Genomic DNA, 13,761 nt, shown 5'->3' on the forward strand with positions numbered 1-13,761 from the left:
CCGACGCCCTGCCGCCACCATGATGTTTACGTAAACATCGGCCACGCAAGAGGCCGGGCAAGCTGTTATGTTTACGTAAACATCTGATGGCGGCATGTCTACACTGCCCCGATAACGATGGTCAAGGGTCGTCTGGGGGAACCGTGGCACCTGCGCCGACAGAGAGGTGGGGACACCGAGTGGACATGGCTCGAAGAACACCGGCCGACGTGCCGAGACGCGCCCGGGCCACCGCCTCCATGGCCGACGTCGCCCGGCTCGCCGGCGTGTCGTCGCAGACCGTCTCGCGCGTGTCCAACGGTTACGCCGGCGTGAACGAGGAGACCCGGCAGCAGGTCCTCGCCGCCATGGCCGAACTCGGCTACCGGCCCAACAGCGCCGCCCGCGCCCTCAAGCGCGGCGAGTTCCGTACCATCGGCGTCATCACGTTCACGCTCTCCACCACCGGCAACGTGCGCACGCTGGAGGCGATCGCCACCTCGGCGGCCGAGGAGGGCTACGCGGTCACGCTGCTCCCGGTCGCCGTGCCCACCACCGACGAGGTGCGCGGCGCGTTCTCCCGGCTCGAGGAACTGGCCGTCGACGCGGTCGTCGTGATCATGGAAGTGCACCTGCTGGACGCGGCGACCGTCAAACTGCCGCCGCACGTGCAGGTGGTGGTGGTCGACTCCGACGCCGGCGACCACTACACCGTCGTCGACACCGACCAGGCGGGCGGCACCCGCACCGCCGTCCAGCATCTCCTCGACCTCGGACACGAGACCGTGTGGCATCTCGGCGGACCCGAGGGCTCCTTCGCCGCCCAGCGCCGCGCGGACGCCTGGCGCGCCGCCCTCACCGAGGCGGGCCGCACACCCCCGCCGCTGGTCCGGGGCGACTGGTCGGCGGAGTCCGGCTACCGGGCCGGCCTCGAACTCGCGGCCCGCGAGGAGTGCACCGCCGTCTTCGCCGCCAACGACCAGATGGCCCTCGGCCTGCTGCGCGCCCTGCACGAACGCGGCCGCCGGGTGCCCGAGGACGTCAGCGTCATCGGCTTCGACGACATCCCCGAGTCGAGCTCCTTCCTGCCGCCGCTCACCACTCTGCACCAGGACTTCGCCCAGGTCGGCCGCCTGTGCGTGCAGGCCGTGCTGCGCAAGATGCGCCCGGACGGCTCCGAGCGCGGCAGCACGACGCTGGTGCCGACGCGGCTGGTCCTGCGCGACAGCACGGCCCCGCCGCCGGCCGGACGATAGCCGTTGCACGACGCCTGCGGGGCGCTGGCTGACGCCTGACGCCTGACGTCTGCGCCCGACGCCTGTGACTGACGGCTGCTCCGGCCGACGGCTGCGGGTGGAGTGCGCCGCGCCGTGCGCGACGGCGTGGGGTGGCGCGCACGGGGCTCGTGGGGGTGACCCGGCCGGCCGGTCAGGTGGGGCAGCGTGGTGGGTGGGTCAGCTCGGGTGCTCGCCGACGGCGCGGGCCGCGGTCCGCCAGGCCGTGGTGACCGCGAGCCGGGCGGCCGTCGTGCCGCGCTCCGTCTCCGCGGGCAGGCGCAGCGGCGCGCCCAGGTGGACGTGGCAGCGGGGGCGCCGTACGGGCGCGGTGAGCGTGCCGGCCAGCTGTTTGGCGGCGGACCCCGAGGCGATCCGGCGGGCGCCCGCATGGCCCACCGGCACGACCAGGGATCCGGTGGCCTGCGCCAGCCGGGCCAGTCCCGTGCGGAAGGGCTCGGGCGCCGAGATCCCCGCGTCCTTGCGGCGCGGCAGCCCGCCCTCGCCGTAGAGCAGCACATGCCGGCCCCCGGCCAGCGCCTCGGCGGCGGCGTCGAGAGCGAGCGCCGCGCGCGCCGAGCGGCGGTGGACGGGGATGTGTCCCTCGCGCGTCAGCGCCCTGCCGAGCAGGGGGACGCGCCACAGCCCGGCGGTCGCCATGACCACCGGCTCCAGCTCGAACCGCCGCAGGGCGGTCATGACCACGGCGGGGTCGGCCATCGAGTCGTGGTTGGCCACGAATATGGTCCCCGCGGGCAGGCGCAGCTTGATCTCGCTGGTGACGGTGAGCCGCCCGAAGAGCGGCGTCAGGGCGTAGACGGCACGGCTGAACACGAGAGGCCTCCGGGCTGGGCGGTCGGGGTCCCAGTCTCCCGGTGGCGCGGCGACCACGCCTGAGTACGGCTACTCAGATGCGGGCCGCTCGTCGAACACCGGTGAAACGGGCCGGTGTTCGACGAGCGGTCGGGGGCATGCGGAGAACAGCCGCATCGAACGGTCACACCGAAGGGGCGGCGACACCGAAGCCGCACCGGATCCCGACACCGCACACCGAAGCACCACATGCGGACGGACGTCACACGCACCGCCGCGAGGCGCCGGAACGACTCGGCGGGACCGACCCCGCGGGGGACCGGCCCGCCGGACGGCCCGCCGTGACGCCGCCGTGAACGACCACCAGCCACCGGAACCACACGTCCAGCGAAGTCCCCTCCCCGAAAGGACGGACCCCGTGCTCGCCATCGTCTCGGCAGTGCTGTTCTTCATCGCGTTCCTGATCAACGCGGCGGACATCTCCACCAACGACACCTTCACCTCGACGAACTTCATGCTCATCGGGCTGACCCTGCTCGCGCTCCACGTCGGGGGCATCGGCAGCGGCTGGGCCGCCCGCGGCCGCCGGCGCTGACCGCGCACGGGCCGGACCAGCCGGACCGGAGGGAATCCGGAGACGGCCGGCCGGCCCGTGGTCGCGTGCGGGTGCCTCCACGGGGAAAGATGGGACCGCAAGCCATTGGTCAACCGATGTGGAGGAGCGGGCACATGCAGCACGAGCGAGCGGGCCGGACGGCCGGCCCCGAGGATCTCGTCGACGTCGCCCGGCTGGTCACCGCGTACTACGCGCTGCACCCGGATCCGGCCGACCCGGCCCAGCGCGTGGCGTTCGGCACCTCGGGGCACCGCGGGTCGTCGCTGAACACGGCGTTCAACGAGGACCACATCGCCGCGACCAGCCAGGCCATCTGCGAGTACCGCGCGGCCCAGGGCACCGAGGGGCCCCTCTTCCTCGGCGCCGACAGCCACGCCCTGTCCGAGCCCGCTCGGGTCACGGCGCTGGAGGTGTTCGCGGCCAACGGCGTGAGCGTGCTCATCGACGACGCCGACGGCTACACCCCGACGCCCGCCGTCTCCCACGCGATCCTCACCCACAACCGGGGCCGTACGGCGGGCCTCGCCGACGGGGTGGTGGTCACGCCCTCGCACAATCCGCCCGCCGACGGCGGCTTCAAGTACAACCCGCCCAGCGGCGGCCCGGCCGGCTCGGACGCCACGTCCTGGATCCAGGACCGCGCCAACGACATCATCGCCGCCGGTCTCAAGGAGGTGCGGCGCGTCCCGTACGCGCGGGCCCTCGCCGCCTCCACCACCGCCCGCCACGACTTCCTCGGCGCCTACGTCGCGGACCTGCCGAACGTCGTCGACCTGGACGCCATCCGCGCCGCCGGGGTCCGCATCGGCGCCGACCCGCTGGGCGGGGCCTCCGTGGCCTACTGGGGGCGTATCGCCGAGCAGCACCGGATCGACCTGACCGTCGTCAACCCGCTCACCGACCCGACCTGGCGTTTCATGACGCTCGACTGGGACGGCAAGATCCGCATGGACTGCTCGTCGCCGTACGCGATGGCCTCGCTCATCGACCAGCGCGACCGGTTCCGGATCGCGACCGGCAACGACGCCGACGCCGACCGGCACGGCATCGTCACCCCGGACGCGGGCCTGATGAACCCCAACCACTACCTGGCCGCCGCCATCGGCTATCTCTACGCGCACCGCGAGCAGTGGCCCGCGGACGCGGGGATCGGCAAGACGCTGGTGTCGTCCTCGATGATCGACCGGGTGGCCGCGGACCTCGGGCGCCGGCTGGTCGAGGTGCCCGTCGGCTTCAAGTGGTTCGTGGACGGCCTGGTGGACGGTTCGCTGGGCTTCGGCGGGGAGGAGTCGGCGGGTGCGTCCTTCCTGCGCCGCGACGGCTCGGTCTGGACCACGGACAAGGACGGCATCATCCTGGCGCTGCTGGCCTCCGAGATCACGGCGGTCACCGGCAAGACCCCGTCCGAGCACTACACCGCGCTGACGGAACGGTTCGGCGCGCCCGCCTACGCCCGTATCGACGCGCCGGCCACCCGCGAGGAGAAGGCGCTGCTCGCCAAGCTCTCGCCCGCGCAGGTCACGGCCGACACCCTGGCCGGCGAGGCCGTCACCGGCGTGCTCACGGAGGCCCCGGGCAACGGAGCGGCCATCGGCGGCATCAAGGTGACCACGGCCAACGCCTGGTTCGCCGCCCGGCCGTCGGGCACGGAGGACGTGTACAAGATCTACGGCGAGTCCTTCCTCGGCCCGGACCACCTGCGCCGGGTGCAGGAGGAGGCCAAGGAGGTCGTCGACGCGGCGCTGGCGGGCTGAGCCCGGCGCGGCGCCAGGGGCCCCGGGGCCGCGGCACGCGGATCTCCGGGGCCGCGGCCTGCGCATTCCGGGGCTGCGACATGCGCATTTCCGGGGGGCCGCTGCGGGGCACGCAGGGCCGGCCGGGGCGGGGCCGCGGGCGGACGAGGTATGGACCGCTATCATCCTATAAAGGTAAAATGTGGGTTTTGTCCGCTCGAATCAACAGGGCGTTCTCACCTCCCCCCGCCGATGAGCTGCCGTTCCGCCGGAGTGATCGATGTCCCGCAAGCGCCCCACGGACGACGGCGACGAGCTGCTGGCCAGACTCGGCTCGCTGACCGCCCAGGCGCGCGAACGCGCGGAACTGCAACGCTCCCGCGTCGAGCTGGCCCTGGCCCTGCAACGCGGCATGCTGCCCCGCGACCTGCCGGCGGCGCCGGGATTCCGGCTCGCGGTCAAGTACGCGCCCGCCTGCCACGGCCTCAACGTGGGCGGCGACTGGTACGACGTCTTCGCCATGCCGGACGGGCGCATCGGCCTGTCGATCGGCGACGTCCAGGGCCACAACATAGAGGCGACCGCGTTCATGGGACAGGTCCGGGTCGGCCTGCGCGCCCTGGCCTCCGTCACCGGCGAGCCCGGCGAGCTCCTCGCCCGGACCAACGAACTCCTCCTCTCCCTCGGCGGCGACCTCTTCGCCACCTGCGTCTTCATGCGCCTCGACCCCGCCACCGGCGTCCTGGAGAGCGCGCGCGCCGGGCACATCCCGTGCGTGTGGGCCACCGCCGACGGCAAGTCCGGCGTCGCCGAGGACGAGGGCGGGCCGCCGCTCGGCGTCCAGGACGGCATGGAGTACCCCGTGACCCGCTACCGGCTCACCAAGGGCGGGGTCTTCGTGCTGCTCACCGACGGGGTGGTGGAAGGGCCGACGCTCAGCGTCGAGGAGGGCCTGGACCAGGTCGTGCGGCTCGCGGGCATCGCCGCCGTCGCCGGCATGACGGCGGACTCGCTCGCCGCCGCGGTCATCAGGCGTGCCGAGCTGATCGGCCACGAGGACGACGCGGCCGTCCTCGTCGTGCGCCACGACGGACTGGCCGGACCGCGACGTCCCCGGATTCAGCCATAGGGCCGGTCGCCGCGCCCCCCGCCTCGCCGTGAGCGCTCCACCGGTGTCTGATGACAGCTGTGGTGGGTACCCCCGAGCTGCGCCGGACAGCCGTCTTCGTCATCCAGACGCTGGCGGTCGCCCTCTGCTACTACGCGGCGGGGCTGCTCGGCCTGACGCGGGAGTTGGTCGTCGAAGGCGCGGTGTTCACCCCCATCTGGCCGCCCACGGGCGTGGCGGTCGCCTGCCTGCTGATCCTCGGGATCCGCTCCTGGGCCGGCATCGCGCTCGGGGCCCTCCTCGTCATCATGTCGCTGACGTCCCTGCGCCCCGCCGTCGTCGGCAACCTGGTCGGCAACACCGCCGCCCCCGTCTGCGCGTACCTCATGCTCCGCAGGGTCGGTTTCCGCACCGACCTGGCCCGGTTACGGGACGGCCTCGCCCTGGTCTTCCTGGGGGCCCTCACCGCCATGCTCATCAGCGCGACCGTCGGCGTGGGAGTCCTGCTCCTCACCGACAAGATCGACGCGCACAGCTTCTGGGCCGTCTGGCTGGCCTGGTGGGTCGGCGACGCCATGGGCGTGCTCATCGTCACGCCCGTCCTGCTGGTGCTCCACACGCTCCGACGGCCCCTGCACCTCACCCGCTGGAAGGAGGCCACGGGACTGGCGCTCATCGCCTGCGCCGTCGTCCCGGCGGCCACGCACAGCCACGTCAGCCTGCTCTTCCTCGTCTATCCGCTGCTGATCTGGGCCGCCCTGCGGTTCCAGCTCGGCGGGAGCATGGTGTGCGCCCTGTTCACCTCCGTCCTCGCCACGATCGCGGCCACCGACCGGGCAGGACCCTTCGGACGCCTGACCCGCATCGAGGTGATGATCAAGCTACAGGCGTTCAACGGGACGATGGCCCTCACCGCGCTCCTGCTCTCCGCGGTGATCGCGGAGCAGCGCAACACCCGGCGCTCCGTGGAACAGGCCTGCCAGGAACTGGTCGAGGTGCTGGAACACCTCACCGCGGGCGACGCGCCACCCGGCCGGCCCCTCAAGGACAGCGGGTCCGGGGATGCCGAGGGCGGGGAGCCCGGGGGCGGGAGTCCCGGGGGCGGCGGTTCCGAGGGCGGCGGTGCCGAGGGGAGGGGAGACAGCGAAGGCAGGGGCAGGGGCGGGGAACCCTGAGCGGGCCGTCGCCGGTGACTTCCTTCCTCCGCGTGGGGCCCGAAGCGCTTCCGCCCGCGCAGCCCGATCGCCCGCGCCGCCCGATTGTCAGTGCCTGCGCCTACGGTTTCGTCAGTGGGATCCGCCGGAACGGCCGCGGGTCCACCCTGGGGAGGGGTGTGTCATGTCTACGGGGTCCAGCAGTGCGTCGACGACCTATCTGGAGCTGTCGCAGGACGACGGCAGCGCGCACAAGTTCTACGAAGTGGCCGTCGACGGCACGGTGGTGACGGTCCGCTACGGGCGGATCGGCGCCTCGGGCCAGGTGCAGTCGACCACGTTCCCCACCGCCGACAAGGCACGGGCCGCCGCCGCGAAGAAGGTCGGCGAGAAGGTCCGCAAGGGATACGCCCCGGCCGTCGCGGGACAGCGCGCCGCCCGGCCGGTGACCCGCCGTCAGGTCGCGTCGGCCCCGTCGACGGCGCGCGCCGTGGCGCCGGTGCTGTGGCGGTTCCGCACCGGCTCCTCGGCGTTCGGCATCCATGTCGACGACGACCGCTGCTGGGTCGGCAACCAGTCCGGCGACGTCTACACGCTGGACCGCGACGGCGGCGTCCTGGCCCGTTTCACCCTGCCGGACGGCGTCAAGTGCCTGGTCGCCGACGACTTCTGGATCTACGCGGGCTGTGACGACGGCAAGGTCTACGACCTGTCCTCGAAACTGCCGTTCGCCGCGTACGACATCACGGCCGACGTGGACATCTTCTGGCTGGACATCCACGAGGGCGTCCTCAACGTCTCCGACCGGGGCGGCCGGCTCACCGTCATCGACCACGAGGACGAGCACCAGTGGGCCCGGCGCAGTCAGGGCGAGCACGCCTGGATGGTGCGCGCCGACGACCGGGCCGTCTACCACGGTCACCACCGGGGCGTCACGGCCTACGCGCCCGACGGTGGCGGCGAGCTCTGGCACACCCCGACCCGGGGCGGCGTCCTGTTCGGCTGGCAGGAGGCGGACGCGGTGTACGCGGGAACGGCGCACCGGGTCGTGCAGCGGCTGTCCAAGGCCACCGGGGCGGTGGAGGCCACGTACGGCTGCGACAGCGCCGTGTACTCGTGCGCCACCTCGCCGAGCGGGCGGTTCGTGTTCGCGGGCGACGCGTCGTCGTCCGTCTACTGCTTCGACCGGGACGGCACGCGTCTGTGGAAGCTCGGCACCGGCGGCGGATCCGCCCTGTCGATGCAGTACCGCGACGAACGGCTGTACCTGGTCACCACGGACGGCTCACTGGTGTGCGTGGACGCGAGCGACGCGGCGGTCGAGGCCGCCCAGCAGGGCACGGTTCCGGTGGTGCGGGACGTCAAGCTCGCCGCCGCCCTGCCGACCTACGCCCCCGCCACGGCGACGAGCGTGGCCACGGTGGCGCAGGCACCGGCCGGCGCCATCGTCGTCGAGTGCGTGCAGCGGGCCGGCCGGGTGCGGGTGCACGTGGTCTCCGACGGCTACGACGCGTCGTGGAACGTCCAGTTCCCGCGCGAGATACGGGAGCCCGGGGCGCGTTACGTCGTCGACGCCCTGCACCCGGCGGCCGGCGGTTTCTACCGGGTCCGCGGCGACATCCGGCGCCTCCTGTGACGACAGCCTGCGTCGTTCCGTGCAGCAGCCCGGCGCGCCCGCCGTACTCGCCGTCCGAGCCGTCCGGCGCCCGTGCCGCCGCACAGGCCCTCGCGGGCCGGCGCGGCGGCGGGCCGGGTCAGGAGCGGCCCGGACGGCCCGGTGTCACGGCTTGCGGCCCACGCCGCCGTGCTCGCCGATCATGTCCGGGGCCGGGGAACCGGCCTCGGGACGCCACAGCGGCACCGAGACGACGCCCGGCTCCAGCAGTTCGAGCCCGTCGAAGTACGCCGTGATCTCCTCGATGGAGCGCAGGTTGTACGGGACGGCGCCGCTCTCGTTGTAGGCGTCCTGGGCCTGCTCGAAGACCGGGTCGACGCCTCGTGAGCCGTCGTTGACGGCCAGGTAGCTCCCGGACGGCAGTGCGGCCATCAGATCGGTGACGATGGCGCGGGCCGTCGCGTGATCGGCGACGTGGCCGAGGATGTTGCTGAGGATGAGCGCGGTGGGGCGGCCGAGGTCCAGCGTCTCGGCTGCCGCGGCCAGGATGCGCTTGGGGTCCAGGACGTCGGCGTCGACGTACGCGGTCGCGCCCTCGGGGGTCGAGGTGAGCAGGGCGCGCGCATGGGCCAGGACCAGGGGGTCGTTGTCGACGTAGACGATCCGCGACTCGGGGGCGAGCCGCTGGGCGACCTCGTGGGTGTTCTCGGCGGTCGGCAGACCGGTGCCGACGTCGAGGAACTGCCGGATGCCCGCCTCCGTCACCAGGTGTGTGATGGTCCGGCGCAGGAAGGCGCGGCTGCTGCGGGCGATGGTGACGATGCCGGGGAAGACGGCCGTGTACGCGTCGCCGGCCTGTTCGTCGACGGGGTAGTTGTCCTTGCCTCCCAACCAGTAGTTCCAGATGCGCGCCGAGTGCGGCACCGACGTGTCGATGGTGTGTGCCGCTGACGAGGTCTCAGGGTCGGTCATGGTCGTCGTCCGTCTTTCAGCCGAGTCGTGAGCAGTGCTGGCCACAACTTACGTCCCAACGACCGGTTTCCGTACATCAGTTCACCTATCCGGTCGTCCGAACGTTCACTTCGCCGGAACGGCCCCCCTCGTCAGTGGCCGCCGGCGGGCGGCTCGCAGTCGGTGCCGTCGGGATAGCCGCCGAAGGCGTCCACCCGCGTCTTCTCGCGGTCGATGCCGCCCTCCAGGCACAGGGGGCGGGCGACGACGAGGAAGCTCACCCCGGTCGGACCGCTCTGGGACGACTGCACGTCCCCGTCGGCGTACCCGAGGCCGGTGAGTGCGGCGCGGGTGCTCTGCGGGCTGAAGTCGCCGCGTCGGCGCAGCGGTTCGAGCGCCCGCTCGATCCGCCGGGCGGCCGCCAGCCCGTCGCAGCGGCTCCGGCCGTGGAGCTGGAGGGGAACCCTGAAGCCGTGGTTCTCGGCGTAGTGGTCGGTGGGCGGCGTGGCGGGCGTGGAGGGGGCCGCACTCGGGGTGGGGGCCGGCGCGGCGCTCTCGCCGGGGCACGCGAAGTCCACCGGCGCGCCCGGCGTCGCCACGGCGGCCCGCGACGGACCCCCGTCCCCTACTTCCTGCCCGGCCCGCTGGGTTCCGCACCCCGCCGCCAGCAGGGCCAGTGCCGCCAGCAGCGGCGCCGTGCGCAGGATCGTGAGGCGTTCGGTCTTCGTCATGCGCCCATCCTCGCTCGTGTGTCCGAGCCGCGTCATGAGTCCTCGTACTCACGCGGACCGGCGGCACGGCCCGGCACGGCCCACGCTTCCGTGTGCCGTGCCGTGCCGTGCCGGGCCGTGCCGGGCCATGGCGTGCCGGGCACGCGGCAGCGGCGCCGCAACGCTCCCGGCACCCCGCCCTCGCGGCGCTGCGCCGCCCCGACGTCTTCCACGCGGCCGTGGTCGGCGCGACGGTCACCGACCTGCGCCTGTACGACGCGCACTACCAGGAGCGCTGCCTCGACCGCCCCGCGCCCGAGCGGGCAGCCGGGTCGTCCACGAGCGCGCCCCCGGGGCCCGGGGAGCCGCCGTGGGCCGGGCTACGGCTTGATGCCCACCCCGGTCCAGAGGCTGACCTCGGCGTCCGTCGCCTCGACGGGGCCGTCCGGACGCCAGCGGTGGCCCACCGAGACGCCCGGGTCGAGCAGTTCCAGTCCGTCGAAGAAGCGGGCGACGTCGTCGCGCGAGCGGAACTGCACCGGTGTGCCCGCGCCGTTGTAGATGTCGGTGACCTTCTGCCAGGTCGACGGGTCGAAGTCGGGCGTGCAGTGGCTCAGGGCCAGGGCGCTGCCCGAGGGGACCACGTCCAGCAGCCGCGCCACGATGCCGTACGGGTCCTGCGCGTCGGTGACGAAGTGCATGAGCGCGTTGAGGGACAGGGCCACGGGCTGCGACAGGTCCAGCACCTCGGCCAGCTCGGGCGCCGCGAGCAGCGTGCCCGGGTCGTTGACGTCCCCGTGCACATAGGCCGTGCGTCCCTGGGGAGTGCTGCGCATCAGGCGCTCGGCGTACTTCAGGACGAGCGGGTCGTTGTCGGCGTAGACGACCCGCGCCTCGGGGACCACGGACTGGGCGACCTGGTGCAGGTTCGGCTCGGTCGGGATGCCCGTGCCGATGTCCAGCCACTGGCGGATGCCGTGCTCGCGGGCGAGGACCCGGGTGGCCCGGTGCATGAAGGCGCGGTTCTCGCGGGCGCACACGAAGATGCCCGGGTAGACGCCCGCGACGGACTCCGCCGCCTGCTCGTCCACCTCGAAGTGGTCCTTGCCGCCCAGGTAGTAGTCGTACATCCGGGCTGAGTGCGGCCTGCTGGTGTCGATGTCGCGCGGAGCGTTCGAGGTGCTCATCCTGTGCCTTTCGGTGGTGTGCATGGGGGGTGCCGGGCAGGACGGGCCGTCCGCGGACGGCCCGTCCTGCCCGTCGTGCTCGGGCTCAGCCGGCCGCCAGATGGTCGGCGAGGCCCCGCTTGACTCCCGCGACGAACGCGGCGATCTCCTCGGGCGTGTAGATCAGCGCGGGCCCGGCCGGGTCGGTCGACTGGCGCAGGGCCACGCGGCCGTCGGCGAGCTGCTTGGTCTGCACGCACTGGCCCCCGTTCGGGCCGCTCCACGGGGACTCCCAGCCGTGGTCGCCCAGGTCGGAGGCGGGCATCCCGTTGTAGACGTCGTGGGCGCGGCCGCCGCCGCCGATGCCGGTCATGAGTACTCCTTGCGCATCCGGTTCAGGAGTGCCCTGCTGTCCGTGTCCGAGGTCAGCAGGGACATGCGGTTGTGGGCCTCCAGATGCGCCGCGACGTCGGAGCGCTGGTCCAGGTACACGGCGCCGGAGAGGATCTCGGTGTAGACGATGTCGGGCAGTTCCGGTTCCTCGAACCGGAAGTAGGTGAACGGCGCACAGGCGCCGACGTGCGCGCCGGCCGTGAACGGCACGATGTCGACGCTCACGTGCTCCAGCTCCGACACCTCCAGCAGCCGGTCGATCTGCTCCCGCATCACCTCGGGGCCGCCCACCATCCGGTGCAGCACCGCCTCCTCCAGCACCGTCCACAGCGTCGGGGCGTCGTCTCTCTCCAGCAGGCTCTGGCGGCGCAGCCGCAGGTCCACGCGGCGCGCCAGGTCCTCGTCGCGGTCGTTCGGGAAACCGCCGCCGAGCACTCCGCGCGCGTACCGGGGCGTCTGCAGCAGGCCCGTGACGTAGTGCGGCTCGTAGGTGCGCAGCGTCCTGGCCCCGGTCTCCAGACTGACGTAGCCGCTGAACCAGCCCGGCAGCACGTCGCGGTACGGATGCCACCAGCCCGGCTCGTTGGCCCGCTCGGCGAGGGCGACGAACTCCTCGATCTCGCGCGGGCCGGCCCCGTAGGCGTCGAGCAGGATTTCCACGTAGAGCGGTCTGAGACCGACCTCCGCCTTCTCCAGACGGCGGATGGTCAGCGGTTTGACGTGCAGCGTTCTGGCCGCGTCCTCCAGCGACACGCCCGCGTTCCGGCGCCGTTCCTGCAGCCGCCGGCCGAGGATCATGCGCAACACGGTGGGCGCACTGGTGCTGCCCGTGCCCGAACGGCCTTCGCTCACGCCGTGCCTCCTGAGGGGCTGTCACCCTGACGAGTCCGACGGCGCCCTGATGGCGCCACCGGACGTATACCGGCCCGCTGAAATTATCAGGCGGTCGGTTGCAGCTTGAACTCCGTTGCGAGCATAGTTACTCACGTGAACCGCGCCGTCGAACCCCAGTGTTCCTCCGTCAAGCCTCCCCGTTTCCAGGGGAGTTGGGGCGAGCAGGCGTTCGCGGCGCGAGAGGACCGTACGGAACCCCCCGTCGTCGTCGGTCCCTTGCTCACCTTCCCGGCCCCCGGCTGCTGCTCCCGCCCCCCACGGAAGGCGTCCACCGTGTCCCCCCACACGACTTCTCCCCGGCCGTTGGACACCTGGAGTCCGGACCGCGCGCACTGGCTCGAACTCCCCGCCCACCGCTCCAGCGTCTCGGTGGCCCGCCGCTCGATGGACGCCCGGCTGACGGCGTGGCGGCTGCCCGGCGAGCTGTGCGCGGACGCGGTCCTGCTCGTGTCCGAACTCGCCACCAACGCCGTACGGCACGCGCTCGGCGCCCGGTTCCTGTGCGGGGTCGGGCTGGTCGGCGCCGGAGGCCTGCGCCTGGAGGTGCACGACCAGGACCGCTCGGGCCGGGCCCTGCCCCGCCGGGAGCCCGGCCCGGACGACGAGGGCGGCCGCGGCCTGCTCCTCGTGGAGCAACTCGCCCAGACCTGGGGCGTCGACCGCTCCAGACTGACCGGCGGCAACGCGGTATGGGCGATGCTGCGACCCTGACGGCCCGTCAACTGCGTTGACGCGGCGGCAAAATGACGGCGGCCCGACGGATGCGAGCGTGACGGTCGGCCGCCCACCGGCCCGCACCCGGCACCCCGCACCCCGCCGCCCGCCGAGGCCGACGCCGGACGCGTCCGGACGCCGGACACCGGACGCGCAAGGACGGCCGGTGCCGGTGTGCGTCCGGCGGCGCGGGTTCCGCGGGCTACTCGCCCTTGGGTGCGGTCTGCTGCACCACCTCGAAGGACCACAGCGTGGACCCCGAGGCAGCCGGCTTGGGGCGCTCGCCCTGCGCGCCGCCCCCGTGCGCCGCCTTCATCGAGCCCTTGAGCCACGCCTGGAACGACTCCTCGTCCCGCCAGCGGGTGTAGACGAGGTAGGTGTCGGTGCCCTCGACCGGGCGGAGCAGCTCGAACCACTCGAACCCGTCGGAGTCCCCGACGGCGTCGGCCCGCGCGGCGAACCGCTTCTCGAGGGTCTCCCGCTGCTCCGCCGGGACGGTCAGTACGTTGATCTTGACTACGCTCATGGCCCCATCCTCCCGCGCCCGGCGGCACGGCGTCGTGAGGGGCCCGCGGCACGGGTCGCCGCGGTGCGCGGCGGGCCGGGGCCGGCGGGCGGGTGTTGCCTGTGCCGGGCGTCCG

At 73.1% G+C, this 13,761-nt stretch carries 14 protein-coding genes; 7 read left to right on the top strand and 7 right to left on the bottom strand.

The genetic code is table 11. The annotated features are described in order from the left end of the window. The first annotated feature begins 185 nt into the window (after positions 1-185). Positions 186-1,235: a LacI family DNA-binding transcriptional regulator gene (locus tag OG802_RS31910; protein ID WP_329416141.1), complete on the top strand. Its 1,050-nt coding sequence runs from the start codon at positions 186-188 to the stop codon at positions 1,233-1,235. 198 nt (positions 1,236-1,433) lie between these two features. Here OG802_RS31910 and OG802_RS31915 read toward each other — a convergent pair whose 3' ends face one another. Next, on the bottom strand, positions 1,434-2,087 hold the full coding sequence (locus tag OG802_RS31915) for a lysophospholipid acyltransferase family protein (protein WP_329416142.1): 654 nt from the start codon (positions 2,085-2,087) through the stop codon (positions 1,434-1,436). Positions 2,088-2,484: 397 nt separating this feature from the next. Here OG802_RS31915 and OG802_RS31920 point away from each other — a divergent pair, with 397 nt between their 5' ends. From OG802_RS31920 to OG802_RS31940, 5 genes are all read left to right on the top strand, one after another. Further along, positions 2,485-2,661 (top strand): hypothetical protein, encoded by a 177-nt coding sequence (locus OG802_RS31920; RefSeq protein WP_329416146.1) that lies wholly within the window; start codon positions 2,485-2,487, stop codon positions 2,659-2,661. 134 nt (positions 2,662-2,795) lie between these two features. After that, on the top strand, positions 2,796-4,436 hold the full coding sequence (gene pgm, locus OG802_RS31925; RefSeq protein WP_329416148.1) for a phosphoglucomutase (alpha-D-glucose-1,6-bisphosphate-dependent): 1,641 nt from the start codon (positions 2,796-2,798) through the stop codon (positions 4,434-4,436). A gap of 259 nt (positions 4,437-4,695) precedes the next feature. Further along, positions 4,696-5,544 carry a PP2C family protein-serine/threonine phosphatase gene (locus OG802_RS31930; protein ID WP_329416151.1) on the top strand — a complete coding sequence of 283 codons (849 nt, stop codon included), beginning with the start codon at positions 4,696-4,698 and terminating at the stop codon, positions 5,542-5,544. 50 nt (positions 5,545-5,594) lie between these two features. Next, the gene (locus OG802_RS31935; RefSeq protein ID WP_329416153.1) at positions 5,595-6,698 is read left to right on the top strand and encodes an MASE1 domain-containing protein; all 1,104 of its coding nucleotides are present in this window, start codon (positions 5,595-5,597) and stop codon (positions 6,696-6,698) included. Between the two features lie 163 nt (positions 6,699-6,861). Continuing rightward, positions 6,862-8,313, top strand: coding sequence for a WGR domain-containing protein (locus OG802_RS31940; protein WP_329416156.1), 1,452 nt, complete (start codon positions 6,862-6,864; stop codon positions 8,311-8,313). A gap of 144 nt (positions 8,314-8,457) precedes the next feature. Here OG802_RS31940 and OG802_RS31945 read toward each other — a convergent pair whose 3' ends face one another. The 5 genes from OG802_RS31945 to OG802_RS31965 all read right to left on the bottom strand — a co-directional run bounded on the left by OG802_RS31945 (position 8,458) and on the right by OG802_RS31965 (position 12,364). Then, the gene (locus OG802_RS31945; protein WP_329416160.1) at positions 8,458-9,264 is read right to left on the bottom strand and encodes an SAM-dependent methyltransferase; all 807 of its coding nucleotides are present in this window, start codon (positions 9,262-9,264) and stop codon (positions 8,458-8,460) included. 131 nt (positions 9,265-9,395) lie between these two features. After that, positions 9,396-9,974 carry a hypothetical protein gene (locus tag OG802_RS31950; RefSeq protein WP_329416162.1) on the bottom strand — a complete coding sequence of 193 codons (579 nt, stop codon included), beginning with the start codon at positions 9,972-9,974 and terminating at the stop codon, positions 9,396-9,398. Between the two features lie 359 nt (positions 9,975-10,333). Then, positions 10,334-11,140: an SAM-dependent methyltransferase gene (locus OG802_RS31955; RefSeq protein ID WP_329416164.1), complete on the bottom strand. Its 807-nt coding sequence runs from the start codon at positions 11,138-11,140 to the stop codon at positions 10,334-10,336. 85 nt (positions 11,141-11,225) lie between these two features. Continuing rightward, the gene (locus OG802_RS31960) at positions 11,226-11,492 is read right to left on the bottom strand and encodes a DUF397 domain-containing protein (protein WP_329416166.1); all 267 of its coding nucleotides are present in this window, start codon (positions 11,490-11,492) and stop codon (positions 11,226-11,228) included. Further along, the gene (locus tag OG802_RS31965; RefSeq protein WP_329416168.1) at positions 11,489-12,364 is read right to left on the bottom strand and encodes a helix-turn-helix domain-containing protein; all 876 of its coding nucleotides are present in this window, start codon (positions 12,362-12,364) and stop codon (positions 11,489-11,491) included. Before OG802_RS31965 ends, OG802_RS31960 begins: the two co-directional genes overlap by 4 nt. 315 nt (positions 12,365-12,679) lie before the next feature. Here OG802_RS31965 and OG802_RS31970 point away from each other — a divergent pair, with 315 nt between their 5' ends. Continuing rightward, positions 12,680-13,117: an ATP-binding protein gene (locus OG802_RS31970; protein ID WP_329416171.1), complete on the top strand. Its 438-nt coding sequence runs from the start codon at positions 12,680-12,682 to the stop codon at positions 13,115-13,117. Between the two features lie 205 nt (positions 13,118-13,322). On the opposite strand, the gene OG802_RS31975 is transcribed toward OG802_RS31970, so the two are convergent. Then, on the bottom strand, positions 13,323-13,646 hold the full coding sequence (locus OG802_RS31975) for an antibiotic biosynthesis monooxygenase family protein (RefSeq protein ID WP_329416173.1): 324 nt from the start codon (positions 13,644-13,646) through the stop codon (positions 13,323-13,325). Between the last annotated feature and the right edge of the window lie 115 nt (positions 13,647-13,761).

Source organism: Streptomyces sp. NBC_00704, from assembly GCF_036226605.1.
Classification (GTDB): Bacteria; Actinomycetota; Actinomycetes; order Streptomycetales; family Streptomycetaceae; genus Streptomyces.

Bases quoted from the DNA above. Each gene is read 5' to 3' on its own strand.
- OG802_RS31945 (WP_329416160.1), bottom strand. From the start codon at position 9,264: ATGACCGACCCTGAGACCTCGTCAGCGGCACACACCATCGACACGTCG.
- OG802_RS31975 (WP_329416173.1), bottom strand. From the start codon at position 13,646: ATGAGCGTAGTCAAGATCAACGTACTGACCGTCCCGGCGGAGCAGCGG.
- OG802_RS31950 (WP_329416162.1), bottom strand. From the start codon at position 9,974: ATGACGAAGACCGAACGCCTCACGATCCTGCGCACGGCGCCGCTGCTG.
- OG802_RS31955 (WP_329416164.1), bottom strand. From the start codon at position 11,140: ATGAGCACCTCGAACGCTCCGCGCGACATCGACACCAGCAGGCCGCAC.
- OG802_RS31940 (WP_329416156.1), top strand. From the start codon at position 6,862: ATGTCTACGGGGTCCAGCAGTGCGTCGACGACCTATCTGGAGCTGTCG.
- OG802_RS31910 (WP_329416141.1), top strand. From the start codon at position 186: ATGGCTCGAAGAACACCGGCCGACGTGCCGAGACGCGCCCGGGCCACC.
- OG802_RS31960 (WP_329416166.1), bottom strand. From the start codon at position 11,492: ATGACCGGCATCGGCGGCGGCGGCCGCGCCCACGACGTCTACAACGGG.
- OG802_RS31930 (WP_329416151.1), top strand. From the start codon at position 4,696: ATGTCCCGCAAGCGCCCCACGGACGACGGCGACGAGCTGCTGGCCAGA.
- OG802_RS31935 (WP_329416153.1), top strand. From the start codon at position 5,595: ATGACAGCTGTGGTGGGTACCCCCGAGCTGCGCCGGACAGCCGTCTTC.
- pgm (WP_329416148.1), top strand. From the start codon at position 2,796: ATGCAGCACGAGCGAGCGGGCCGGACGGCCGGCCCCGAGGATCTCGTC.